This window comes from Mycolicibacterium vinylchloridicum (assembly GCF_013404075.1).
GTDB lineage: Bacteria > Actinomycetota > Actinomycetes > Mycobacteriales > Mycobacteriaceae > Mycobacterium > Mycobacterium vinylchloridicum.
On the sequence record NZ_JACBJQ010000016.1, the window covers coordinates 117506 to 143101 of the forward strand.

Sequence of the window (25596 nt, forward strand, 5' to 3'; positions counted from 1 at the left end):
GCCTCACATCGTGCGAAGGGGCGGCCACCCCTTCGTCGCTTGAGAACTTGCTTCGGTCGTCATTCCGATTCATCGGGGAAGGCATTGGCCACCTTCCCGCTGCGCAGGGTGCCGTCCAGATAGGCCGACCGGCAGGCTCGGCGACCGATCTTGCCGCTCGAGGTTCGCGGGATGGCCCCCGCCGGCGTGAGCAGCACGTCGCGCACCGTCACACCGTGGCGAACGGCGATGGCCGCGCGGATGTCGTCGGAGATCGGCCCCAGCTCCATCTTGTGCGAACCCGGCGCACGCTCGGCGACGATGACCAGCTGCTCGGAGCTGTCGTTGGCGTCGCGCTTGAGTCCGGCATGCGCGTTGTCGAACACTTCGTCGGGCAGCTGGTTGGCGGGCACCGAGAACGCCGCAACGAAACCGGTGCGCACGGCCTTGGTGGACTCCTGCGCCGAGTACTCCAGGTCCTGCGGGTAGTGGTTGCGGCCGTCGATGATCACCAGGTCCTTGACCCGGCCGGTGATGTAGAGCTCGCCGTCGTGGAACGCGCCGAGGTCGCCGGTGCGCACCCAGGTCGCCTCATCGGCGGCACCCTCGGCATGCGACGGGCTGGTCCGCGACTTGAGGATGTTCTGGAACGTCGCGACGGTCTCGTCGGGCTTGTTCCAGTAGCCGGTGCCCATGTTCTGGCCGCTGATCCAGATCTCGCCGATCTGGCCGTCGGGCAGCTCGGTGGCGGTGTCGTTGTCGACGATCACCGCCCATTCGGCGACGCCGACCTTGCCCGCCGAGGCCTGCGCCACCGCCGTCGGCGAATCATCGGGCACGACGACGAACGCGCCGCTGTTGAGCTGGTCGCGGTCGACGGAGACGATCTTCGGCTCTTCGGCCGACGGTGTGGTCGACACGAACAGGGTCGCCTCGGCCAGGCCGTAGGACGGCTTGATGGCCTTGGGCTGGAAGCCGAACGGGCTGAACGCATCGTTGAACCGCTGCACGGTGGCGGCCGAGATCGGCTCGCTGCCGTTGAGGATGGCCTTGACCTTGGACAGATCCAACGGCTCTTCGTCGTCTTTGGGCACCCCGCGCGCAGCGGCGTGGTCGAACGCGAAATTCGGGGCAACCGAGATGGTGCCTCCGGTGTCGCCCTCCCGGTAGGCCAGCTCACGGATCCAGCGGCCGGGCCTGCGGACGAACGCCGCGGGGGTCATGAACGTGAAGTAGTGACCGATCATCGCCGGCAGCAGTGCGGTGACCAGGCCCATGTCGTGGAAGAACGGGAGCCAGGAAACGCCCCGGTCGCCTTCCTCACCCTCGAGTGCCTCGATCACCTGCACCACGTTGGTGGCCAGGTTCAGGTGGGTGATCTGCACACCGCTGGGGATCCTGGTGGAGCCGGAGGTGTACTGCAGGTAGGCGATGGTGCTCTCGTCGACGGCGTTGAAAGGCTCCCAGGTGGCCCCGACCTCGTCGGGAATCGCATCCACCGCGATCACGCGGGGCCGCTCCTTGGCGGGGCGGCTGCGGAAGAACTTGCGGACACCTTCGGCAGCATCGGTGGTGGTCAAGATCGCGGATGCGCCGCAGTCGTCCAACACCGCGTGCAACCGGCCGACGTGCCCGGGCTCCGAGGGGTCGAACAGCGGGACAGCGATACGGCCCGAGTACATGGTGCCGAAGAAGGCGACGAGGTAGTTGAGGTTCTGCGGGCACAGGATGGCGACCCGGTCCCCGGGCTGGGTGACCTGCTGCAGCCGGGCGGCGACGGCGCGGTTGCGGGCCCCGAAGTCGGCCCAGGTGAGTTCACGGACGACACCGTCGCGCTCGACGGAGAAGTCCAGGAAGCGGTAGGCGATCTTGTCACCGCGGACCTTGGCCCAGCGCTCCACGTGTTTGACCACGCTGGCGCCCTCGGGGAAGGTGATCAGGCCGTTCTTGATGAACGGATTGTGGAACGGCATACCAATCTCCTGTCAGAACACATCTGTGTCGGGCCCTGCGGCGGCCGCGCATGACATCGCGCCACCGGTCGCCCTGCGTCGCGGGCCCCAAACCTCCAGATCGTACAGAGCCATCTTCGCCCTGACTGGGACGAAGATGACCGGGGCGCCATCGGCGCGTGCAGCTCTTATTTTCTTCTTAATGTTAGGCGTAGTAGCGGCAGCGGCCAAATCATGACCACCGGCGCGTCCACGTCAGCCATGTTTCGGGTGCGGCGCGTTCTCGATGAGGTTCTGCGCCCAGTTCAGCGTCCACTGCGTGGAGGTTTGGCCGTCGAGGTTCCAGAACTGCGGGGTGTTGTACAACGCGTGCACCGGTTGTCCGGCGCCGCCGGCCAGCACGTCCAGCGTGCTCGGCAGGTTGGTGATGTTGAACGCTTCCTGCGGTGCCGCGCAGATCAGGTCACCGGCCGCACAAATCTCGTTGGTGCGGTTGTTCAGCGCACCGAATCCACCGGGGCGCTCGCCGGTCATCGTCAGGCCTATCGCGGACAGCGCCGGCAGCTCGTGCAGCGTGATCTCGGCCCCCTGGCCGGGCGGGTTCGGGCCGATTTCCTGCCCGACGCCGGTCTGGCGGCGGCCGTCGGCGATCAGCGTCACGCCGAGGACCAGATCCTCGTCGACCGGACCGCGCCCATTGCCGATGTCGCTGGCGATGTCACCGGCAATCACCGCGCCCTGCGAGAAGCCGATCAGGACATAGCTGGTCAGCGGGCAGCGGTTGTTCATGTCGGTCATCGCCTGGACCGCACCCCGGGTGCCCTCGGCGCGGCTGTCGTTGTACGACATCTGCTTGTCCGACGACAGCGGGTTATGGAACTGCGCGGTGTAGGGGACGGTGTAGACCTCCAGCCGGTCTCGGCCGAACTGGGCGGAGAGCGGCCGGGAGACATTGCCGAGCAGCGAGAGCGGGAACTGGGTCGGGTTCAGCGGGTCGTCGGTCGGCCACGATTCCCAGGTGCCGGGAACGACGACGGTCATGACGTCCGGGCAGCTGGCGTCCTGGAACTCCGGCCGTGGTTTGGCGGCCCCGGGTGAACTGGTCGGCGGGAGCGCGGTCGGCGGCACGGCCGACGGCGGCGATTCCGGGCGCCGCACGACGATGACGATGATGGCGACGACGAGAGCGACGACGACGGCCATCGCACCGGCGGCGATCAGGCCGAGGATGCGGTGACGTCGACGCCGGGCAATGGTCCGGGAGTTTCGAGCCATGGAAAGGGGCGTTGTCTTCCTGTCAGCAGAGCCGCTGGGTAGCGATCCGGATGTAGTCGGCGGTGGCCTGGGTCACCTGCGGCTCTGGGGCGGTGTGCGGCGATGCCGGCGTACCCGAATCGCTGACGTCGCTGCGCACCATGGGCGTGATGTAGTCCCAGACTGCCTGATCGCTTTGACCGGCCGCGTGGGCCTGGCAGACGTGGGAGCCGATGCTCAATGCTTCCAGCTCGCTCGACGGGTGCACGCCCGCGGCGGAGAGCGCGTCGAGGAACGCGCGCTGCGCCGGCGTGACGTTGAGATTGGTGGACTGCAGGTCGACATCGGGGCCCAGCACTGCGCCCTGGCCGTGCACGGCGCCGTGGGTCTGGGCCGGCGGGGCGGTGGTCACCAGGTCCTCGCCGGAACTGCAGGCCGCCATCAGCCAGGCCGTAGAGGCCAGGAGGCCGATCACGAACGAGCGCTGCACGTCTCCACGGTACCGGCTGGCCGTACGGCCCTTAGAGCTCCAAAGGATTGCGGATAGTTAACAGTTCGTCCGCAGTTGTGACCTATTTGATGGCTGCCGCAACGTCGTTCGACATCGCCGCCAGCTGAGCCGACCAGTTGCCCCAGTCGTGGTTACCGCCGGCCGGAAAGTCGAAGTGGCCGTTGCGGCCGCCCAGTGAACGGTAGTGGGCGTAGAAGGTGCGGTTGCTGCCCTGGGCCTGATCGCAGTAGCCGATCATGGCCGGCACGTCACTGCAGGTCAGCGTCTGGGGGCTGAAGATCCACAGCCGGGTGTTGTTGTCGACCAGCAGCTGGGCGTGCACGTCGGGGTCGTGCCACTTCCACCGGCCCAGCTGCGCGGCCCCCCACATCGCCTGGGTGTTCACCCCGCCGAACTCGTTCATACCGGCCGTGATCGCGCCATTGAGGAAGGTGTTCGACGGGGTCAAAAAGCCCGACATCGACCCCGCGTAGCGGTAGCGGTCGGGGTGGAACGTCGCCTCCATCAAGGCGCCGGTGCCGCCCTGAGCGGCGCCGACGATCGCGTGCCCGCCCGGTGCCAGGCCCTTGTTGGCCGCCAGCCAGTTGGGCAGCTCATCGGATAAGAAGGTCTCCCACTGCCGGGTGCCGTCGGCTTCCCAGTTGGTGTAGAGGGTGAACGCGCCGCTGGCGGGTGCGACCACCGAGATGCCCTTACCGGCGAGGGTGTTGAACGCATTACCCGCGGTCACCCAGTTGCTCACCGGATCGCCGGCATTGAACGCGTCCAGCAGCACCACCGCATGCGGGCCACCGCCCATGAACGCCACCGGGATGTCGCGGCCCATCGCACCAGAGGGCACCATCAAGTACTCCACGTCGGCGGCATGAGAAACCGGCGCCGTCGCACCCCACAGACTGAGCGCCAGAACTGCGGCACAGACTCCCCGGAACAGGCCCGACACACTCATCATGGTCACCTCAAGTCGACTCGTTTACGTACGTAGCCCCGCCCACCTGCAACCGTAGTGAATCACACCGCTTACTGGCGATGGTCCGGATACGCCAACGGCGACGACCCGAAGGTCGCCGCCGTTGGGCTCAGTCGACTACTGACGTACGCGCCGATCAGGCGGTCGGCGTGGCGCCGAGTACGCGCTGGATGTCGGGCTTCATCTGCTGCAACTGCTGGCCCCAGTAGTTCCACTGGTGGGTGCCGTTGGCCGGGAAGTTGAAGACCCCGTTGGTGCCGCCCTTGGCCAGGTAGGTGTCGCGGAACGTCTTGTTGGTCCGCAGCGTGAAGCTCTCCAGGAACTTCGCGTTGAACAGGTTGCCGGAGCTGGTGCCGGCGTCCAGATCGGACGGCTTACCGTCGCCGCAGTAGATCCAGATGCGGGTGTTGTTGTTGATCAGCGTCTGCATCTGCACCATCGGGTCGTTGCGCTTCCAGGCGCTGTTCGGGTCTTCGGTCGGACCCCACATGTCGTTGGCCTTGTAGCCGCCGGCGTCGCCCATCGACATGTTGACCAGCATCGGCCACCAGCCCTCGGACAGGTTCAGGAAGCCCGACAGCGACGCGGCGTAGGGGAACTGCTCGGGGTGGTAGATCGCCAGCGTCAGCGCGGCCGACCCGGCCATCGACAGACCGACAGCCGCGCTACCGGTCGGCTTGACCTCCTTGTTGGCGGCCAGATACGCCGGCAGCTCCTGGGTCAGGAACGTCTCCCACTTGTAGGTGGAGCAGCCGTTCTTGCCGCACGCCGGCTTGTACCAGTCGGAGTAGAAGCTGGACTGGCCACCGACCGGCATGATCACCGACAGGCCGGACTGGTAGTACCACTCGAACGCCGGGGTGTTGATGTCCCAGCCGTTGAAGTCATCCTGGGCCCGCAGACCGTCGAGCAGGTAGACCGCCGGAGAGTTGGGCCCACCACTCTGGAACTGGATCTTGATGTCGCGTCCCATGCCTGCAGACGGCACTTCGAGGTACTCGACCGGCAGGCCGGGCTTGGAGAATGCTCCCGCCGTTGCGGAGCCGCCGACGACGCCGATCAGGCCGGGCAGCACAGCGGCGGCCGCGGTAGCGACCGTCAGCCGGCGCAGCCAAACGCCACGCAACTTCTCAACGAACTTCATTTATTTCCATCCTTTTTTGGGTGCCGCACCGCATGCGATCAAGGGCAGCCGTGCCCTGGTAGTCAACCACATGTGGCCTGATCGTTCCTCTTCTACAGATGTCATCGTGACCGCCTTCTCACCGGTTGATCGTGGCGATGAGGTCGGGTTTTAGTGCCGCCAGCTGGGCTCCCCAGTACGGCCACGAGTGGTTGCCGGACGGTGGAAAATCGAACGTCGCCGACGTGCCTCCGGCCGCGGTGTAGGCAGCCTGGAAAGCCTTGTTGCTCGCCATCGCCATCGACTCCAGGCTGCTGGCACTCAATGCCTGGCCCGGGTCGGCGCCCGTGTCCAGAGCGGTCTGCCCGCCGGGCGCGCAGTAGATCCACAGCCGGGTGCCGTTGCGGGCGATGGTGGCGGCCTGCACCAGCGGGTCGTTGCGCTTCCACGCGGGATCCCACGGTGCGCCCCACATGTTGTCGACGTTGTAGCCGCCGGCGTCGAGCATGGCCACCCGGATGGCCTGCTGCATGAGCAGGGACGAGGGATTCAGGAATCCCGACAGCGAGGCCGCGTAGATGAACTGCTGCGGGTGATAGGCCGACAAGATCAGCGCGGCGCCACCCGACATCGACAGGCCGACCACACCGTTGCCGGTTTGCGAAACCTGCCTGTTGGCGGCCAGCCACTGCGGCAGCTCACTGGTGAGGAATGTCTCCCACTTGTAGGTGTAGGGCTGCTTGTTGAAACTCGACGGCGAGTACCAGTCGCTGTAGAAGCTGGACTGGCCGCCGACGGGCATCACCACCGAGACGCCCGTGTCGTAGAACCACTCGAATGCCGGCGTGTTGATATCCCAGCCGCTGTAGTCGTCCTGGGCACGCAGACCGTCGAGCAGATAGACCGCTTTCGAGCTCGGGCCCGATGTCGCCGGCCCAGCGGCTCCGGCGCCCTGGAACTGGACGCGGATATTGCGGCTCATCGATGGCGAGTACACGTCGAGGTACTCCACCGGAAGACCGTCCCGCGAAAAGGCATGCGCCTTCGGCATCACGCCTGAGACTGTCGCCAGCGCGGCGAGCAGCAGGACGGCGGTGAGGGAGGCTCTCACAGCACGAACCATCGGTTGCTCAACTCATCATTCGTTCACTCACGTGGCGCAACCGCTGTCGACTTTGACGGTGGTAGGCCAAGCGTTGTCACACTGGACTGTGTATCGCCGCGATCTGACCGCAGCGTTACCGGTTAGAGCCCGGCTGGCAAACTAAGCTACCGGGTCGGCCCCGGAATCAGGAAACCTGCTGCACCAAACCCCACTGCGGTGAGATATCGACCACAGTTTACCTGAGCTCCAAGAACTTTCGCTCCACGCACAACAGGTTGCACTCGGCTCACAGTGGCCCCACATCAACAACTGACGCCCTCGTCAGTTGCGCTAGGGGCCTGTCGCCGGCAGGCCGGTGTACGGCGTGCCCTTCAGCGGCGGCTCGGGCAGATTGCAGCGCAGCAGCTCGTACTGAGGCACCCGATCGATGCGATAACGGGTGAATTCCAACGCATGCATCACGTTTGACACGAACCGCCGGATACCCAGCGGCGCCCGGATGGAGTTCAGCATCGCCTCGGTCTCCGGGCAGCCCAGTGCGACGCCGGCCTCTGTTATCCAGCCCTCGTCGAGATAAGGCGGGACGTAGGGATGTTCCTTGAGCCAGGGGCCCTCGGCAACGGCCCAATCCGGGAACAGGTTCTTGTCATGGCCGATGCGGCCGTCTTTCAGGCGCGCGGTGTGCGCCGCTATCGGGTTCGCCAGCCCGATCTGGTCGATCACCCTGACGTCCAGCCCGACATTCATGCCGAGCATCCCAAGGTTGGTGAAAAACACTGTGTGAGGGGCTATTTGGCGACGCCAGGTGTCCATCGACACGCCGGGCGGTGGTGGTGGCGGCGGGTAGGCGGGGACCACATCCCACTGGTCATAGTTGCCTGACGGCAGCAGTAGCGCGCCGTCGGGCGTGTTGTTGATCGCGGTCAGGACCGCGCGCATCCGCGGATAGTCCAGGTAGTCGGCGGCGGTCAGCGGATGCGCGTGCCCGGTGGCCTGGGAGTAGAACCGGCGTTCGTCGACGATGCCCGAATACGTGACCCGGGTGGCGTCCGGACCCATGCCCGGTGAGTTCGCCGCCCACAGCGACCAGCCGACGATCCCCAGCCAGAGCGCAGCGCTCGCGCCCGCGAGAACGACGCCGCGGTCTCGCGCCGAGCTGACCGAGTCGGGAAGCACGACGGGAATCACCGCGATCGGAGTCAGCAAGCAGAACACCGGCGTCAGCAAGACCCGACCGTGCATGAAATCGCCGCCCTGCCGAATCCAGTACAGACCCTGAATCAGACCACTGACGAGCATGAAAATGACGACGGCAGTCGGGCTTTGGACTCGGCGGGCCCACCGGCCGGTGGCGTGGGAGGCCTGCGGGCCCCGGGTGTCGCGGGCGGCCACCACGACCGCGGCGAGCGCGATCACCAACAGCGCGGCCAGCCACAGCGCGTAGGGCTTGTCGAAGTTGGCCAGGTAGATCAGGCCCTGCGCCCACTTGTCGCCGGAGGCATCCTTGGCCAGCGCGGTCTGTGGAAAGAGCAGCCCGTAATAACCCATCCGGAAGATCTGGTAGCCCACCGGGAACAGGCCGCCGGCGACCACGATGAGGAGCCGGGCCCGCCAGCCGCGGGTCGCGACGAGCATCATCACCAGGGCCAGCCCGCCAACCAGGGCTAGTTCGGGACGCACCAGCACACTCAGGCCGGCGACGAAGGCCAGCGCCGCGGTGAAGACCGGGCCGGTGCGGTCAAGTCGGGGCGCTTGCGACCAGGCCACCATCATCCACCACAGCAGGCCCAGCCAGGCGAGCACGAGGCCGTTCTCCAGGCCCGAGGTGGCGAAGTCACGCGCGGGTGGGATTGCGATGTAGACCAGCGCGCCCGCGGGCAGCAGCAGCGCCGGGCGTCCTTGCAGTCGGGGCGCGAATAGCCTTGCGGTGCCGATCATCACGAGCACCACTCCGGCTACGGACAAGCCCAGCGCCAGCGCGAGCGCGACGTACTCCAGGCGCACCGGGCCGCCGACGAGTGCCCCGAAATAGTTCAGGAAGGTCCACAGCGTTGAGGTGTTGGACTCCACCCGCTCACCGGCATTGAACACCGGCCCGTTGCCGGCCAGAAGATTGCGCACCGTGCGCAGCACGATCAAACCGTCGTCAGCGATCCAGCGCCGTTGCCAGGCCCCCCAGGCCCACAACCAGGCGACCACGACAACGCTGAGCCACAGGGTCACGCGCGCCAGCGGACGCAACGGAAATGCCGGCGCCCACGGCAATTTCAGCGGCCCGGCCTCGGCCGGGTTGGATTCGGGAGTCAGTCCGTCAACTGAAGGCGATCGCTGCACCGATGGTCCCGATCCACGCCAGCAGCAGCAGCTGCAGCACCCGATCCTTCAGCGCGATGTCCTCGGGTTCACCGGCCAGTCCACCGTCGACGTCGACGGCGTACCGCAGGATCGCGATGGTGATGGGAATGATCGTGACCGCATACCACGACGCATTGGCGCCGTCTCGCTCGAAGGCCCACAGGCTGTAGCAGACCACCATCGCGGTGGCCGCGACCGTCCAGACGAACCGGAGGTAGGAGGCGGTATAGCTCTCCAGTGACTTGCGGATCTTGGCACCGGTGCGCTCAGCGAGTTGCAGTTCGGCATAACGCTTTCCGGCCACCATGAACAGCGAGCCGAAGGTCATCACCAGCAGGAACCACTGCGACAGCGGGATGCCCGCCGCCGCGCCACCGGCGATCGCCCGAATCAAGTATGCCGACGACACGATGCAAATATCCAGCACCGCTTGATGTTTGAGCCCGAAGCAGTATGCGAGCTGCATAGCGATGTACACGCCGATCACGATGAGCAGATTCACCGAGGCCAGCAGAGAGAGCGCGAGCGCACCGACGCCCAGCACGACGGCCAACGCGTACGCCAGCGATTCGGGGACCACGCCGGCGGCGATCGGGCGGAACCGTTTGGTCGGATGCTGACGGTCGGCCTCGACGTCACGCGAGTCGTTCACCAGGTAGATGCAGGAGGCCGCCAGTGAGAACGCGGCGAACGCGATCAGGATCTTGACCGCGACCTCTTTGTAGTCGTATTCCACGTTGCCGCCGAGCGCCGCGATCGGGGCGAGCAGCACGAGCAGGTTCTTGACCCACTGGCGGGGGCGGATGGCCTTGATGACGCCGACGAACAGATTGCTCGGCGGCCCGGTGACCGGTTTCGCTTCCTCACTCATGGGCGCTTCAGCGTCTCCTTCTGCGGTGAGGCGAAACAGCCGACCGTCCGCGCGACGACGGCGCCGACTGCCGCCCCGGCAACGACGTCGGTCGGATAGTGCACGCCGAGCACCAGCCGCGACAGGGCCATCGCGGGGATCACTGCCAACGGCAGCCGTGACCGGGTGGCCCGGCTCAGCAGCATAGCCGCGGCGGTCGACGAAGTGGCGTGGGCGGAGGGAAAGCTCAGCGCACTGGGCGTGCCGACGTTGACCGCAACCGCCGGGTGGTGGGGCCGCTTGCGGCGCACCACCAACTTGATCGCGATCGCGGCGGCATGTGCGATCACCGCGCCGATGCCCACCAGCGCCCAGTCGCGGCGGCGCTTCGGCATGGCCAGTGCGCCCAGCGCCGACACCGCCATCCAGCCTTGAGCGTGCTCACCGAAATGCGACATCAACCGGGCCACCTCGATCACCGGGGGCTTGCCCAGCGCGGACTGGACCGCGACCAGGACGGCGACCTCGCCGCTCGCCGGTGGCGCGACCGGCTCCGACACGCTGCCGTCAGGCATCGGCTGTGGAGTTCTCGAGCAGCACCGTTTCCCACTTCTCCTTGCTGGACAGTACCGGCAGCGCCTGTCGGTAGACCCTGCGCATGCGGTTGAACTGTCTGGCCAGACGCAACTGGCGGCGCGCCGAAGCACGCAGCAGCGCAAACATTTTCGTGCGGTCGCGCTGCCGGTAGACCACGCCGCGGCCGTCGGCGGTGGTGACGGTGACGCCGTCGACCCGGCACAGCGAGAACCAGCGGGCGTCCTGGGTTGCGACATTGATCTGCGGGCGTTCGTGGTGCACCGGATGGTGCGGCGTGAGCTGATGAGCCACGCCGCGGGCGAGTCGCCACGAGATCGACAGCGGGTTGGTGGGGATGCTGACGGTCTTGCGCCACCGCTTGTCCGACGGCGTGGGCAGGGTGGTCGCACTGGGCAGCACGACAGCGTCGGGGTACTGCGACCGCATCTCGCGCACCTCGAGCAGAGCCGATTCCAGGATGCTGAAGATGTGCTCAGGCCCTTCGAGGAAGTCATCCATCGCCTTGTTCTGGATGGCGACAGTCGAATATTCAAGGCAGAGAAGGTGTTTGAGCGTAGCCTTCATGTGGCTGGCGATCAGACCCCGGACGTTGCCGTCCCAGTGTATGGCGGCCACCACCAAGCGGTTCCGCAGGTGGAAATAGGCCTGCCAGTCGATCGCGTCGTCCTTGTCGCTCCAGGCCATGTGCCAGATCGCCGCACCGGGCAAGGTGACGGTGGGATAGCCGTGCTCGCCGGCCCGCAGGCCGTAATCCGCGTCGTCCCACTTGATGAACAGCGGCAGCGGCTGCCCGAGTTCCTCGGCGACCTGCCGCGGGATCATGCACATCCACCAGCCGTTGTAGTCGACGTCGATGCGGCGGTGCAGCAGACGACTGCGTTCACTCTCCTCGTCATTGAGGGGGTACTTGGCGAAGTTGTGGTCGTACTCGGTGTTGATCGCGTTCGTCCACATGAAGTTCTCGGCGGCCACCATCTCACCCATGACGTGCAGGTGCGACGGCTCTTGCAGGTTCAGCATCTGACCCCCGACCAGGGTCGGCGTCTTGGCGAACCGGTTGAGCGCCAGCGCCCGCAGTATCGAATCGGGCTCGACGCGAATGTCGTCGTCCATGAACAGGATCTGTTCGCAGTCAGTGTTTTTCAGTGCTTCGTACATCACCCGGCTGTACCCACCGGACCCACCGAGGTTGGGCTGGTTGTGAATCGACAGGCGCGCACCCAGTGCTGCGGCAGCGGCCTCGAACCCCGGATGATCCTTGGCTTTCCGGGTTCCCTGATCGGACACGATGACCGCAGTGATCACGTTGTCCACCAGCGGATCCGACGTCAGAGCAGCCAGCGCATTGACACAGTCGGCGGGCCGGTTGAACGTCGGGATGCCGACGGCGACGCTGGCCCGGCCCGGGGCGGGCACGGGGGCATACCAGCCCGCGCTGCGCACCGTCGAGTTGCTGTCGGTGGTGATGTCGAACCAGATCCAGCCGCCGTCTTCGAAGGGGGCGAGGTCGATCTCGAACTCAGCCGATGTCGGCGTCGTCGCGTCGGGGCTGCTGACTTCGGTGCCACCGACCGTGATCCGGGCGCCGGTGGCCTTCGAGCGGTAGACGTCGACGCGCGCCGAACCGGTCAGCTCGACCCGCAGCACCACCGACTCCAGCGTCGACCAGCGCCGCCAGTAGCTGGCCGGGAAGGCGTTGAAGTATGTCGCGAACGAGACCTCGGACTCCGCGCCGATCTCGAGTGTGGTGCGGGTGGGCGCATGCGCCCGGCGCGCGTTCGTGTCCGACTCTTCGATGTAGAGCTTGCGGACGTCGAGGGGTTCACCCGGTCGCGGGAGGATCACCCGCGACAGCAGGCTGACCGCCTTGGTTTCACCGGCCGCGATCGGGCCGGAGGGAATCTCGCTCATTCTGTGCTGCTTTCAGTCACGGTCAGCGGCGCCCCGTCGCGAAGGTGTGGAGCCAGGACGTTGTCGTACATGCTCAGGGCGCTGGCGATCGCCATGTGCATGTCCAGGTATTGGTATGTGCCCAGCCTGCCACCGAAGAGCACCTTCGCCGCGGAGGTCTCCTCCCGCGCCCGGGTCCGATAGGCGGCCAGCAGTGCACGGTCGGCTTCGGTGTTGATCGGGTAGTACGGCTCGTCGTCGGCGGCGGCGAACCGGGAGAACTCCCGCATGATCACGGTCTTGTCGGTCGGGTAGTCGCGCTCGGGATGGAAATGACGGAACTCGTGGATACGGGTGTACGGCACGTCGAGGTCGTTGTAGTTCATCACCGGCGTGCCCTGAAAATCACCGGTGGGAAGCACTTCCAGCTCGAAATCCAGGGTGCGCCAACCCAACCGGCCCTCGGCGTAGTCGAAATAACGATCCAGCGGGCCGGTATACACGACAGGAGCGTCCGGGTTCTGCGCCCGCAGGGCGTCGCGGACGTCGAACCAGTCGGCATCCAACCGGACCTCGATACGGTCGTCAGCCGCCATGTTCTCCAGCCACTTCGTATAACCCTCGACCGGCAGACCCTCGTAGGTGTCGTTGAAGTAGCGGTTGTCGAAGTTGTAGCGAACGGGCAGCCGGTTGATGACGGCCGCGGGGAGCTCGGCGGGGTCGGTCTGCCACTGCTTGGCGGTGTAGCCCTTGACGAACGCCTCATACAGCGGGCGGCCGATCAGCGAGATCGCCTTCTCTTCGAGGTTGGCGGCCTCGTCGGTCTTGAACTCAGCGGCTTGCTCCTGGATGAGCCGGCGAGCCTCGTCGGGCGTGAAGTACTTGCCGAAGAACTGCGCCACCAACCCCAGGCCCATCGGGAACTGGTAGGCCTGCCCGCCGTGCATGGCGAACACCCGGTGCTGGTATCCGGTGAAGTCGGTGAACTGGCGGACGTAGTCCCATACCTTCTTGTTCGAGGTGTGGAAGAGGTGCGCGCCGTACTTGTGGATCTCGATGCCGGTCTGCGGCTCGGGCTCGGAATAGGCGTTACCGCCGATGTGCGACCGGCGCTCGACGACAAGCACACGCTTACCGAGCTGACTGGCCACCCGCTCGGCGATGGTCAGGCCGAAGAAGCCGGAGCCGACGACGAAGAGGTCGAAGGGGCGGGAATCTGGGTCGGCGGGCGGGAGCGGAGCGACCCGGGAGTCTGAAGTGCTCATCGGGGCCTAGGTTATCGGACCTGGGCGGTGTGACCCGCATCGCAAGCCCATGCGCCAGCGGGGAATCAAGCAGGCTCGTAACGAATCCAGGTCGCAATTGGCTCACGATTCCGCATCGTCACTTCTGTCACAACAGTCTCACTCGTACCATCAATCACGTTGGCTTCAGACTCGGCGTTCGGCCGGTTCCGGGGTCCCATGAAGTAGTTCAGACACGAACGTTGTCTAGATATTGAGGAGACTTCGGTGCCTAACAGCCGTCGACGCAAGCTCTCGACAGCCATGAGCGCAGTCGCCGCATTGGCCGTCGCAAGTCCTATTGCCGCTATTGGCGTGGTCGAACTGACCGCTACCCCACAGAAGGCACCCGAGCAGCGCGAGTTCGTCCGCGCCGCCGTGGTGACCGACCTGCCGAACGAAATCATGTCCGCGCTGCAGCAGGGTCTGTCGCAGTTCGGGATCAACCTGCCGCCGCTGCCGACGGGCCTGAGCCCCGCCGGAGCCCAGCCTGCCCAGGCCGGCCCGACGTTGACGACCCCCAGCCTGACCGCGCCCGGCCTCACCACGCCGAGCCTGACGGCGCCGGGGCTCACCACCCCGAGCTTGACCACACCCGGCCTGACCACACCCGGGCTGACCACGCCGAGTGTCAGCACGCCCGGCCTGACCACGCCCGGCCTGACCACGCCTGGCCTGACCACGCCTGGCCTGACCACACCTGGCCTGACCACACCTGGCCTGACCACGCCGAGCGTGACCACACCGGGGCTCACCGTGCCGTCGGCCTCGGCCTCGCTGACCGATCCTGGGCTGACCAACCCGGCCCTGACCACTCCCCAGCTCGGTGCGGGCACCCCGTCGTTGTCGACACCCGGGCTGACCAGCCCGTCGGCGACCGGACTCGGCCTGCCCAACGAGCAGCCGATCAGCGCCCCGCTGGGCCCGGTGAACGGGACCTACCCGATCCTCGGTGATCCCTCGCTGGCCATGCCCAGCACGCCGGCCGCATCCGGCGGGATCATCAGCGACCTGAGCAGCGCCGCCAACCAGCTCGGCGTCGGACAGGCGATCGATCTGCTCAAGGGCGTAGTCATGCCGTCGATCACCCAGGCGATTCAAGGCGCCTCGACGGCGGCCGCCGCTACCCCCGCGGCAGCGGCAGCCCCGGCCGGTTAATACAGACCTGCGTCGGAACGGCACCGCAGGGTGGGTCACGCCGTCAGGTCAGTGAACCCGGAGAGGCCCCTGCGGTGCCGTTGCAGGTCCCAAGTATCACTTTCTTCACACTGGCCCGTGTCGAAACAGTGGTATCAGAGGGCACATACGTAACATCGCCTTGTGCTGTCCCGTCGACCCGCGCCGTCGATCGTGTTCACCGCAATCGCGGCGACCGTCGTCATCCTGCCGTGGGCGGTCACCGGAGTGCCGGGTGCCGAACACAACGACGGGCCCAACGCCGCGGACACCGTTCTGTCCCAGCAGCCACTGACCGGACTCGGTGGCGGTGAGACGATCCGCGAAATCAGCCAGCCGACACCGTTCTCCATGGTGGCGTTGACGGGTACCGACCTCACCGGAACGTCGGCCCGGGTGCGCGCCAAGCGAGCGGACGGCAGCTGGGGCCCGTGGTACGACGCGGAGACCCTGGAGTCCAACGCCGACGACACCCAGGGTGGCGGACCGCGCGGCACCGATCCGGTGTTCGTGGGCACCACGACCTCGGTGCAGATCGCGGTCACCCGTCCGGCCAACGCCGCGCTCACCAGCGCGCCGCCCGAAACCGGACTCGACGCGGGCAAGGAACTCGGCTACGTCCCAGCCACCGCCGAACAGCCGTTCGCACAGAACATCTCGGCCGTGCTGATCACCCCGCCCAAGGCGCCCGTCGACTCGCAGTGGCAGCTCCCGACCGCAGCACTGGGGCCGGGTCAACCGCCGAACATCATCAGCCGCTCCCAGTGGGGCGCCGACGAACACATGCGCTGTGGTAATACCGCCTACGGCAATGGGATTCGCGCGGCAGTGGTGCACCACACCGCCGGTAGCAACGACTATGCACCAGAAGACTCGGCCGAGATCATCCGGTCGATCTACGCCTATCACACCCGCATCCTGGGTTGGTGCGACATCGCCTACAACGCACTGGTAGACAAGTACGGCCAAGTATTCGAAGGCCGTGCCGGCGGTATCACCAAGGACGTACTCGGCTCGCATACAGGAGGTTTCAATACCGACGTGTGGGGCGTGGCAATGCTCGGCGACTTCGAGGACGTGCCACCGACCGACATCCTGGTACGCACGGTCGGCAGATTGCTCGGCTGGCGACTCGGTCTGGATCGGGTGAATCCGCTGGGCACCGTGATGCTGCGGTCGGCCGGTGGCGGCTACACCTTCTTCTCGGGCGGGTCCACTCCCACACTGCCGACGATCTTCGCCCACCGCGACGTGGGCAACACCGAGTGCCCGGGCAACGCCGGCTATGCCGCGCTCGGTCAAATCCGCGACATCGCAGCACGATTCAACCGGCCACCAGACCTTCTCGAGTCGCTGCGCGGCGGCGCCATCTTCGCCAAATGGGAGTCCATGGGCGGCAGTAACGGACCACTCGGGGCGCCGACGTCACCGGAGGCATCCGGCGACGGCACCGCGCGGTACGTGACGTTCGAGCACGGCGCCATCTATTGGTCGCCGACCACCGAAGCCCAACCACTGACCGGCGCGATCTACGAGGCCTGGGCATCGCTGGGTTACGAGCGCGGCGCCCTGGGCTTGCCGACCAGCGGCGAGATCCAGGAGCCGGAGTGGATCGTGCAGAACTTCCAGCACGGCACCCTGAACTTCGACCGACAGACACACAACGTCTTGCGAGTGGTGGACGCGCTGACACTGGTGATGCCACCGCCGCCGGCCGACGGGCCGCCCGTTCAGCTGGAGCGCTTCAGCCGCGCGTCGAACCCGGTGCTGGAAGCGCCGGCCAGTTAGGCCTTTACAGCCACCAGCGTTCGAGAACCCGGGCCAACCCGTCCTCGGCGTTGGACGCCGTCACCTCGTTGGCGGCGGCGACCGCATCCGGGTGGGCATTGCCCATCGCGACGCCATGGCCGGCCCACCGCAACATCGGTACATCGTTGGGCATGTCGCCGAAGGCGACAACATCCTCGGCGGTGATCTCCAACGGCCGCGCGACCTCTTCGACACCGGTGGCCTTGCTGGTGCCGAGCGGATTGATCTCGATCAGGCCGTTGTTGGTGGAGTAAGTGATATCGCCCTGTATCCCAATGTGTTTGACAAGTTCGGCAGCCATATCGGAACTGCGCGCGCCGGACTTGCGGATCAGTAACTTCACCGCGGGCGCGCTGAGCAGATCCTCGATCGAGACCTCGGTGTTGTCCGGATTCAGCCAGGCGTGCTCGTAACCGGGCGAGCTGACGAACTGCGGCGTTGCCGAGTCATGCGCGGTGCGGCCGATCCGTTCGACCGCCAGGCCTGCTCCCGGAATCACCCGGGTGGCGATCTCGGCGAGCTCGGTGAGCATGTCGACGCTCAGTGTGCGCGCGGAGATGATGCGGTCGTTCTCGGAGTCGTAGATCACTGCGCCGTTGGCACACACCGCCATTGGCGCAAAGCCCAGCGCCTCGACTACCGGGGACACCCACCGCGGCGGGCGGCCCGTCGCCAAGACGAACTGGACACCGGAGGCCACCGCCGCGCGCACCGCTCGGCGGGTACGCGGCGTGATCCGCTCGTCGTCGTCGAGCAACGTGCCGTCCACATCGGTGGCGATCAGCGCCGGAAGCATCAGTGGTGCTCCTTTGCCCGGCGCGCGCGCTCGGCCAGCTCGGCCTCATCGAGTCTCTTGGCCTCGTCCGGGCTCGGGGCTGCGCCGCCGAGGACCTCGGGAACCCAATACACGCCGGGCGGATGCGGGTAGGCCAGCTGTACGTCGTGCAGAATCGTACCCATCTTGTCACGGAGCTCGGCTTCGAGCTCGACGGCGGTCCCACGCGGCGGGAGCGGCGGGCCGAACCTAACGGTGAACGGAATCTTGTTGCGGCGCAGCTGCTTCGGGTGATCCTTTGTCCATACCCGGTGGGCTCCCCACACGATGCACGGAATGATCGGCACCTGCGCCTCCAATGCCATGCGTGCGGCGCCGCTCTTGAAGTCCTTGAGAACGAAGGCCCGGCTGATCGTCGCCTCGGGGTAGACCCCGACGAACTCACCGGCTTTCAGCGCACGGACCGCCTCGGCGTAGGCCTGCGCGCCGGCCCGCCGATTCACCGGGATGGTTTTGGTGTGCTTGATCAGAAAATTCACGATCCGGATGTCCTGCATTTCGGCCTTGATCATGAACCGGATCCGGCGTTTGCGCGCCCGGGTGCCCAGCGCAGCCGGCAGGAAGTCGATATAGCTGGTGTGGTTGATCGCGATCACGGCACCACCGCGTGCCGGCAGGTTCTCGAGGCCCTCGAAGCTGATCTTGGTCCCCGCGGCCCTGACCGCCAACGCGGCGACGACTTCCAGGGTGCGGAAAACGGGTTCCATAGGTACTACCCCGCTGGACCCGGCGGATCACCGCGCTGCGCTCGTTTGGCCGCTTTCTCCGCGGCTTCGGCAGCTTCCAAGACGGAGGCTTCGGCCAATGTCGGTGCGCCGCCGCCCAAGCGGTGAGGCACCCAGAACTCGCCTGCGGGGTGCGGGCCGTAGCTGTCCTGCACCTTCTCGAGCAGGTGCTGCATTCTCGAGTGCAGCAGTGCGGTGAGCTCGTTGGCCGGCAGGGTCGGCGGGATGGGCTCGCCGACCGCGATCGAGATCGGCACCCTCGGCCGCCACATCTTGCGGGGATGACCCTTGGTCCAGATCCGCTGAGCACCCCACACGATGTGCGGGATGATCGGCACGTCGGCGGCAATCGCCATGCGTGCCGCGCCGGACTTGAATTCCTTGAGTTCGAAGCTGCGGCTGATCGTCGCCTCCGGATATACCCCGACGAGCTCGCCGGCCTTCAGCGCCAGGCAGGCCGCGTCGAAGGAGGCGGCGCCACTCTCGCGGTCCACCGGGATGTGCCGCAGGCTGCGCATGATGGGGCCGGTGACCTTGGCGTCGAACACCTCTTGCTTGGCCATGAACCGGACCTTGCGACCGCGATGCTGCAGATAGGCAGGCAGGCCGGCGAAAGTGAAGTCGAAATAGCTGGTGTGGTTGATGGCGATGACCGCCCCACCGGTGACAGGCAGGTTCTCGACGCCGGTCACGGTGAACTTCAGCCCCTGCACACGCCAGGTCAGGCGGGCGAGCTGGATGACAGTCCCGTATACCGGTTCCACAGCGGTCAGCCTAGCCCGCTGACATTCCGCGGCGTCGGGGGACCGCTAAGCTCGGGTGGGGTGCAGCGACCAGGGGAAAGGGAATTCGTGCAGGTCACCAGCATCGGCCACGCCGGTTTTCGGATCGACACCCAGGCGGGGAGCATCCTGTGCGACCCGTGGCTGAACCCCGCTTATTTCGCCTCGTGGTTCGTCTTCCCCGACAACAGCACCCTGGACTGGGCAGCCATCGGCGACTGCGACTACCTCTACGTCTCGCACCTGCACAAGGACCACTTCGATCCGAAGCTGCTCGCCGAGTACGTGAACAAAGACGCCGTCGTTCTGCTGCCGGACTTTCCGGTCCCCGACCTGCGGCGCGAACTCGAGAAGGTGGGCTTCCACCGGTTCTACGAAACCGCCGACTCGGTCAAACATCGAATCAGCGGCCCCAAGGGCGAGCTCGACATCATGATCGTCGCGCTGCGAGCACCGGCCGACGGGCCGATCGGCGACTCCGGATTGATCGTCTCCGACGGCACCACGACGGTATTCAACATGAACGACTCGCGGCCGCTGGCCGTCGACGTGCTGGCCGAAGCATTCGGGCACATCGACGTGCACATGCTGCAGTACTCGGGCGCAATCTGGTATCCGATGGTCTACGACATGCCGGCGCGCGCGAAGGAGTCTTTCGGGACGCAGAAGCGTCAGCGCGGCATGGATCGCTGCCGGCAGTTCATCTCGGATGTCGGTGCGACGTGGGTGATTCCGTCGGCCGGGCCGCCGTGCTTCCTGGACCCCGCGCTGCGAGATCTCAACGACGATCATGGCGACCCCGCCAACATCTTCCCCGACCAGATGGTCTTCCTCGAGCAGATGCGGCGCAACGGCAACGACGGCGGGCTGCTGATGATCCCCGGCTCAGTTGCTGAATTCACTGGCACACAACTGGATTCGCTGACACACCCGGTGTCGACGGCCGACGCGGAGGCGATCTTCACCACCGGTAAAGCGGACTACATCGAGGCATACGCCGAGCGGATGGCGCCGGTCCTTGCCGCGGAGAAGGCCAGGTGGGCGCCGGCAGCCGGCGAGTCGCTGCTGGAGCCGTTGCGGGCCAAATTCGAGCCGATCATGTTGCAGAGCGACCAGATCTGCGACGGCATCGGCTATGCGGTGGAGCTGCGGCTGGGTCCGGAGACCATCGTTTTGGACTTTCCGAAACGCGCTGTGCGGGATCCGATTGCGGATGAGAAATTTCGCTACGGCTTCGAGATCGCACCCGAACTGGTGCGGACGGTGCTCCGCGATGACGAGCCCGACTGGGTCAACACCATCTTCCTGTCTACCCGGTTCCGGGCGTGGCGGGTCGGCGGGTACAACGAGTACCTGTACACGTTCTTCAAGTGCCTGACCGATGAACGGATCGCCTACGCCGACGGTTGGTTCGCCGAGGCGCACGACGACACTTCCGACGTGACGCTGGATGGCTGGACGATGCAGCGACGCTGCCCGCACCTGAAGGCAGACTTGTCGAAATTTGGTGTGGTCGAGGGTTCGACGCTGACATGCAATCTGCACGGCTGGCAGTGGAACCTGGAGACCGGGCGATGCCTGACCACCAAGGGACACGAATTGCGGTGCTCCCGGCAATGACCGCGCCACCGCAGCAGTATTACGACGACGGCCTGGTTCAGCTGGACCGGTTCGCACTGACGTTGCGGCGCTACCACTTTCCGTCGGGCACCGCGAAGGTGATCCCGCTGCAGTCGATCAAGGGGTACAAGGCCGAGCCACTGGGATTGTGGATGCAGCGCTTCCGGCTCTGGGGCAGTTCAGACCTGCGGCGCTGGCTGCCGCTGGACATCTACCGGCCGATCAAGTCGACGCTGGTCACCCTCGATGTGCCGGGCACCCAGCCGAGCCCGGCGTTCACGCCGGTGAGGCCGCGGGAGTTTGTCAAGGTGCTCGATGAGCTACTCGGCGGCGCCTAAGCTCAGCGGATGCTCGAGGTGCTCACCAAGGGTGCCGGCACCGCCGCGCACCCGACGCCGCTGCTGTTCGTCCACGGCGGCTGGCACGGTGCATGGTGCTGGGCGGACAACTTCCTGGATTTCTTCGCGGGGCGGGGATTTCTCGCTGCTGCGGTGAGCCTGCGTGGACACGCCGGAAGCGGTTCGCCGACACCGCTGAAGTCGTGCACGATCGCCGATTACGTCGACGACGTCGCTGCCGCGGCGGCCCAGCTCGGCGCCAGCCCAGCGGTCGTCGGACATTCGATGGGCGGGCTGGTCGTGCAGAAATATCTCGAGCAGCATGACGCCCCGGCGGCAGTGTTGATGGCGTCACTGCCGTCGCGGTCTGCGGGTCGCGCTGCGGTGGCCTTCCGCATCATGCGCCGCCATCCGACGCTGTCGTTTCGTTCGTACACCGGGGGCACGGTCGCAGATCTGGTCAATACGCCCCGGCTTGCGCGCGAACACTTCTTCTGTGATGACACACCAGAATCCGTCGTCGCGGCATGTGCAGAGCGCCTGCAGGCCGAGAGCCACCACGGCGGCGGCTTGCACATGCGGCTTCAACCCGACCAGGTCACCACACCCCTGCTGGTTCTCGGCGGCGCAGAAGACCGGGCGGTCAGCACCCGGGCAGTGCATGCGACAGCCCGCGACTACGGCACCCAGGCCGAGATATTCAGCGGTATGGGACACAACATGATGCTGGAGCCCGGCTGGCCCCTGGTCGCCGAACGGATCCAGGCCTGGCTGGCGGGGTTGGGGATCTAGGGCTGCCAGACCAGTTGGCGCAGTTCGGAAGCCGCGTCGCTGGCGGTGTCGTAGACCCGCACGATCGCCTCGTCACCGGGCTGCAGATACGTCGACTCGCCCAGCTTGGTGTAGCGCGTCGCGCCGATGCCGATCAGCACCTTCTCCGGACGGCCGGATGCCACCATCAGTGCGCCGACATCCTCCAAAGGCGTGTCGGGCGAACCTTTTTGGTTGGCCAGCCGCTCCACGATCCAGTCGAGCAGCACCTCGCCGTAGTACGAGTAGCCCAGCAGCGGGCTGTCCACCCCGTACTCGTGGTGCACGCCGTCGGCGGTGCGCAGGTGGCACAGCAGCCGCAGCGTCGCGGTCGGTCCGTCCGGGGTGAGATCACTGATATCGAAGAATTGGTGCGCAACGCCTTTGGATGACGGGCCCCAGTTCTTCTTGTAGCTGATCTTGGGTGCGTTGGGCCGGCGGATCGAGCAGTCGTTGAACGCACCGAGCGCGAACGGCCGCAGCGTGACGACGGTGTCGCCCTCCCACACCACGTCGCACGCCAGGCCGACCTCGGGCTCGATCTGCAGATTGAGCGGGCCCCCATCGTCGGAGCCCTCGGTCGGCACCATGAGCGCATCGTGCGAGAGCGGGAACTCCCCCAGGAAGCTGTCGTGACCGGGCGCGTACCAGGGGAAAATACCCTTGGGTGCGACACCCTCGCTGGCGACGTTGACGAAATCGACTGCCTCACCGGCTTGTTCGAGATGGCCGGCGAAGTTTCCGGCGACGCCGAAGCCAAACCAGCTCTTGACCTCGTCGAGGTCGAGTTCGATCACGGTTGCAGGACCTCCGCCCCGACGTAAGGCACCAGGGCGGCGGGAACGCGCACACTGCCGTCTGGCTGTTGATGATTTTCCAGGATCGCGACCAGCCACCGGGTGGTGGCCAGCGTGCCGTTGAGCGTCGCCGCGATCTGCGGCTTGCCGTTCTCGTCGCGGTATCGGGTGGCCAGCCTGCGGGCCTGGAACGTCGTGCAGTTCGACGTCGAGGTCAACTCACGATAGGCCTGTTGAGTGGGAACCCATGCCTCGCAGTCGAATTTGCGGGCCGCGGAGGAACCGAGATCTCCGGCGGCCACGTCGATCACCCGGTAGGGCACGTCGATGAGCTCGAGCATTTGGCGCTGCCAGCCCAGCAGCCGCTGGTGTTCAGCCTCGGCTTCGTCGGGGCGGCAGTAGACGAAGCCCTCCACCTTGTCGAACTGATGCACCCGGATGATGCCGCGGGTGTCCTTGCCGTAGCTGCCTGCCTCGCGCCGGAAGCACGACGACCAGCCGGCGTAACGCAGCGGACCGCCGGACAGGTCGAGGATCTCGTCGGAGTGATAGCCGGCCAGCGGCACCTCCGAGGTCCCGACAAGGTAGAGGTCGTCCTCGGGGAGGTGATAGATCTCCTCGGCGTGGGCGCCGAGGAATCCGGTGCCTGCCATCACCTCGGGACGCACCAGCACCGGCGGGATCATCAGCGTGAAGCCGTTCTCGGTCGCCACCCGTACCGCCAGCTGCAGCAGGCCCAGCTGAAGCAACGCTCCGCGCCCGGTCAGGAAATAGAACCGCGAGCCGGACACCTTTGCGCCGCGTTCCATATCGATCAGCCCGAGCGCCTCGCCGAGTTCGAGGTGATCCTTCGGATTCTCGATGTCCCGCGGCTGGCCCACCACGTCGAGCACGACAAAATCGTCCTCGCCGCCGGCCGGGACCCCGTCGATGATGACGTTCTGGATGCTCATGTGCGCGCTCGCGAAGGCCGCCTCGGCCTGGGTCTGCGCGGATTCAGCCGACTTGACCTGGGCGGCAAGTTCTTTAGCCCGCTCCAGCAGGGCGGGCCGCTCGTCCGGGGACGCCGAACCGACCTTCTTGCTGGCGGCCTTCTGCTCGGCCCGCAGTGAATCGGCGGTCGAAATCGCCGCCCGGCGCGCCGCGTCGGCGTCCAGCAGGGCGTCGACGAGGCCTGGGTCCTCACCACGGCTGAGCTGGGACCGCCGTACCGCATCGGGGTCGTCGCGCAGCAGTTTCAGGTCGATCACGCCCGCAACCCTAGCTATTGCCGTCGGCCCCCGCGTCGGCCCCTCCGGGGAGAACGCACAGCACAACCCCATAACAGTACAACTGCATCACTTGTCACACGGCTGCGCGCGCCTGCCACAATGGATTCGATGTTGCAGTTATCCGAGCGTGAAGACACGACGCCCGAGCTGCCCGAAACGGGCGCGCCGCGGCGCACGTTTCTGGGCGCCTTTGCGGCCACGTCGACCCGCCGGGTGCTCCTGCTGACCGCGCTCGGCGGCCTGTTGATCGCCGGTGTCGTCACCGCCCTGCCAATCGGCTTCAACGATCGGCTGGCCGGCTACGCCGGCTCCGACCCGCTTTCGGGCGCCAAGGGCACAAAGGCGTTCGCCAACGCCAAGGCGGGCAACTGCCTGAACTGGCCCGGCAAGGACCCCGACGCGGCCACCGTCGTCGACTGCAAGAACGACCACCGCTTCGAGGTCGCCGAGTCGGTCGACATGAGGACCTACCCGGGCACCGAATACGGACCCGACGCCGCACCTCCCACGGCCGCACGAATCCAGCAGATCAGCCTCGAGCAGTGCCAGCCCGCCGTCGAGCGCTACCTCGGCGACAAGTTCGATCCCAACAGCAAGTTCACGATCAGCATGCTGTGGTCCGGCGACAAGGCCTGGAAGCAGGACGGCGAGCGGCGCATGCTGTGCGGCCTGCAGCTGCCGGGTCCCGACGGGCAGCAGATCCAGTTCAAGGGCCGGGTGGCCGAGGTCGACCAGTCCAAGGTCTGGCCAGCCGGCACCTGCCTGGGCATCGACCCGCCCACCAATCAGCCGACCGACGTCCCGGTCGACTGCGGCGCACCACACGCCATGGAGGTCACCGGCGCGGTGAACCTGGCGGAGAAGTTTCCCGGCGGGCTGCCTTCGGACGCCGACCAGGACGCCTTCATCAAGGACGCCTGCACCCGGATGACTGACGCTTATCTGGCACCGGTGCAGCTGCGCTCCACCACGCTGACGCTCATCTACAGCACGATCTCGCTGCCGAGCTGGACAGCGGGCAGCCACCAGGTGGCCTGCAGTATCGGCGCCACCCTGGGCAACGGTGGCTGGGCGACGCTGATCAACCCGGCCAAGGGTGCGCTGCTGATCAACGGGATGCCTCCGGTCCCGCCGCCCGACATTCCGCAAGAGCGGCTGAGCCTTCCGTCGATCCCGCTGCTGCCCAGCGTGCCGACGACGCAGTACTCGCCGTCGACCAGCGACAGCAGCCAGTCGGGCCAGTCCAGCCAGTCGACGCAGTCCACCCAGACCCAGCATCTGCCGGGACAGTCGCCGCAGCAGACGCAGGCACCCACCTCGACGGCTGCCCCCACCCCCACCGAGGGCGCCCCGCCGCAGCAGCCAGCCCCCCAGACCAAAGGCCAACACGTATTCCGTCCTCTTCTTTTAAAAAAAAAAAAACACTATCCACACACACAAATACCACACACATCCTATATCGCTACTCCTCATCACAGAGACCACGCAAGTACCCGCTATCTCTCCTGCCGTCTCATACATCTGAGACATACAAAGACGACACAGCACACCACAACAGCTAACA

General features: G+C 66.3%; 22 protein-coding genes. 6 read left to right on the forward strand and 16 right to left on the reverse strand.

All coding sequences use genetic code 11. From position 1 onward, the window contains the following. Positions 1 to 59: 59 nt before the first annotated feature. The 11 genes from fadD32 to glf form a co-directional block, all read right to left on the reverse strand. On the reverse strand, positions 60 to 1952 hold the full coding sequence (gene fadD32, locus HPC46_RS15640) for a long-chain-fatty-acid--AMP ligase FadD32 (RefSeq protein WP_179471381.1): 1893 nt from the start codon (positions 1950 to 1952) through the stop codon (positions 60 to 62). A gap of 234 nt (positions 1953 to 2186) precedes the next feature. Further along, entirely contained in the window at positions 2187 to 3206 is a 1020-nt protein-coding gene (culp6, locus tag HPC46_RS15645; protein ID WP_179471383.1) for a carboxylesterase Culp6, read from the reverse strand. A 22-nt stretch (positions 3207 to 3228) separates the two neighbouring features. Continuing rightward, positions 3229 to 3675, reverse strand: a complete 447-nt coding sequence (locus tag HPC46_RS15650) for a DUF732 domain-containing protein (protein WP_325096684.1) — start codon at positions 3673 to 3675, stop codon at positions 3229 to 3231. Positions 3676 to 3757: 82 nt separating this feature from the next. After that, positions 3758 to 4645 carry an alpha/beta hydrolase-fold protein gene (locus HPC46_RS15655; protein ID WP_407665506.1) on the reverse strand — a complete coding sequence of 296 codons (888 nt, stop codon included), beginning with the start codon at positions 4643 to 4645 and terminating at the stop codon, positions 3758 to 3760. A gap of 157 nt (positions 4646 to 4802) precedes the next feature. Further along, on the reverse strand, positions 4803 to 5810 hold the full coding sequence (locus HPC46_RS15660) for an esterase family protein (protein ID WP_179471385.1): 1008 nt from the start codon (positions 5808 to 5810) through the stop codon (positions 4803 to 4805). A gap of 118 nt (positions 5811 to 5928) precedes the next feature. Further along, positions 5929 to 6912, reverse strand: coding sequence for an esterase family protein (locus HPC46_RS15665; protein ID WP_179471387.1), 984 nt, complete (start codon positions 6910 to 6912; stop codon positions 5929 to 5931). A gap of 312 nt (positions 6913 to 7224) precedes the next feature. Then, the gene (gene zomB, locus HPC46_RS15670) at positions 7225 to 9228 is read right to left on the reverse strand and encodes a terminal beta-(1->2)-arabinofuranosyltransferase (RefSeq protein ID WP_407665507.1); all 2004 of its coding nucleotides are present in this window, start codon (positions 9226 to 9228) and stop codon (positions 7225 to 7227) included. Further along, on the reverse strand, positions 9206 to 10120 hold the full coding sequence (locus HPC46_RS15675) for a decaprenyl-phosphate phosphoribosyltransferase (RefSeq protein WP_179471389.1): 915 nt from the start codon (positions 10118 to 10120) through the stop codon (positions 9206 to 9208). The genes zomB and HPC46_RS15675 overlap by 23 nt, the downstream gene beginning before the upstream one ends. Then, positions 10117 to 10674 carry a phosphatase PAP2 family protein gene (locus tag HPC46_RS15680; RefSeq protein ID WP_179471391.1) on the reverse strand — a complete coding sequence of 186 codons (558 nt, stop codon included), beginning with the start codon at positions 10672 to 10674 and terminating at the stop codon, positions 10117 to 10119. The genes HPC46_RS15675 and HPC46_RS15680 overlap by 4 nt, the downstream gene beginning before the upstream one ends. Continuing rightward, positions 10667 to 12607 carry a glycosyltransferase gene (locus HPC46_RS15685; protein ID WP_179471393.1) on the reverse strand — a complete coding sequence of 647 codons (1941 nt, stop codon included), beginning with the start codon at positions 12605 to 12607 and terminating at the stop codon, positions 10667 to 10669. The genes HPC46_RS15680 and HPC46_RS15685 overlap by 8 nt, the downstream gene beginning before the upstream one ends. Beyond that, positions 12604 to 13851 carry a UDP-galactopyranose mutase gene (glf, locus tag HPC46_RS15690; RefSeq protein ID WP_179471395.1) on the reverse strand — a complete coding sequence of 416 codons (1248 nt, stop codon included), beginning with the start codon at positions 13849 to 13851 and terminating at the stop codon, positions 12604 to 12606. The genes HPC46_RS15685 and glf overlap by 4 nt, the downstream gene beginning before the upstream one ends. 246 nt (positions 13852 to 14097) lie before the next feature. Here glf and HPC46_RS15695 point away from each other — a divergent pair, with 246 nt between their 5' ends. After that, complete coding sequence (locus HPC46_RS15695; RefSeq protein ID WP_179471397.1) at positions 14098 to 15027, forward strand: hypothetical protein; 930 nt, start codon at positions 14098 to 14100, stop codon at positions 15025 to 15027. A 162-nt stretch (positions 15028 to 15189) separates the two neighbouring features. Continuing rightward, positions 15190 to 16833: an N-acetylmuramoyl-L-alanine amidase gene (locus HPC46_RS15700; RefSeq protein WP_179471399.1), complete on the forward strand. Its 1644-nt coding sequence runs from the start codon at positions 15190 to 15192 to the stop codon at positions 16831 to 16833. Positions 16834 to 16837: 4 nt separating this feature from the next. Here HPC46_RS15700 and HPC46_RS15705 read toward each other — a convergent pair whose 3' ends face one another. Genes HPC46_RS15705 through HPC46_RS15715 form a run of 3 tightly spaced genes read right to left on the reverse strand, consistent with a single transcriptional unit; the run spans position 16838 to position 19178 of the window. Next, positions 16838 to 17653, reverse strand: coding sequence for an HAD family hydrolase (locus tag HPC46_RS15705; RefSeq protein ID WP_179471435.1), 816 nt, complete (start codon positions 17651 to 17653; stop codon positions 16838 to 16840). Beyond that, positions 17650 to 18396, reverse strand: coding sequence for a lysophospholipid acyltransferase family protein (locus tag HPC46_RS15710; protein ID WP_179471401.1), 747 nt, complete (start codon positions 18394 to 18396; stop codon positions 17650 to 17652). Before HPC46_RS15710 ends, HPC46_RS15705 begins: the two co-directional genes overlap by 4 nt. A 5-nt stretch (positions 18397 to 18401) precedes the next feature. Further along, the gene (locus HPC46_RS15715) at positions 18402 to 19178 is read right to left on the reverse strand and encodes a lysophospholipid acyltransferase family protein (RefSeq protein WP_179471403.1); all 777 of its coding nucleotides are present in this window, start codon (positions 19176 to 19178) and stop codon (positions 18402 to 18404) included. An 87-nt stretch (positions 19179 to 19265) separates the two neighbouring features. Between HPC46_RS15715 and HPC46_RS15720 the strand changes: the two genes are divergently transcribed. From HPC46_RS15720 to HPC46_RS15730, 3 genes are read left to right on the forward strand one after another with little or no spacing between them, the layout of a single operon-like run. After that, entirely contained in the window at positions 19266 to 20816 is a 1551-nt protein-coding gene (locus HPC46_RS15720; protein ID WP_179471405.1) for a Rieske 2Fe-2S domain-containing protein, read from the forward strand. Then, complete coding sequence (locus HPC46_RS15725; protein ID WP_179471407.1) at positions 20813 to 21154, forward strand: hypothetical protein; 342 nt, start codon at positions 20813 to 20815, stop codon at positions 21152 to 21154. Before HPC46_RS15720 ends, HPC46_RS15725 begins: the two co-directional genes overlap by 4 nt. A 9-nt stretch (positions 21155 to 21163) precedes the next feature. Next, a complete protein-coding gene (locus HPC46_RS15730) occupies positions 21164 to 21946 on the forward strand; it encodes an alpha/beta hydrolase (RefSeq protein ID WP_179471409.1) in 783 nt (260 codons plus the stop codon). Here the strand turns inward: HPC46_RS15730 and HPC46_RS15735 are convergent. Both HPC46_RS15735 and serS read right to left on the reverse strand, forming a co-directional pair. After that, positions 21943 to 22761 carry a DUF5718 family protein gene (locus HPC46_RS15735; RefSeq protein ID WP_179471411.1) on the reverse strand — a complete coding sequence of 273 codons (819 nt, stop codon included), beginning with the start codon at positions 22759 to 22761 and terminating at the stop codon, positions 21943 to 21945. The two genes, HPC46_RS15730 and HPC46_RS15735, sit on opposite strands and share 4 nt — an antisense overlap. Then, positions 22758 to 24011, reverse strand: coding sequence for a serine--tRNA ligase (gene serS, locus HPC46_RS15740; protein ID WP_179471413.1), 1254 nt, complete (start codon positions 24009 to 24011; stop codon positions 22758 to 22760). Before serS ends, HPC46_RS15735 begins: the two co-directional genes overlap by 4 nt. Positions 24012 to 24131: 120 nt before the next feature. Between serS and HPC46_RS15745 the strand changes: the two genes are divergently transcribed. Further along, positions 24132 to 25596, forward strand: a 1465-nt coding sequence (locus tag HPC46_RS15745) for a septum formation family protein (RefSeq protein ID WP_233716442.1), incomplete at its 3' end; no start/stop codon positions are given.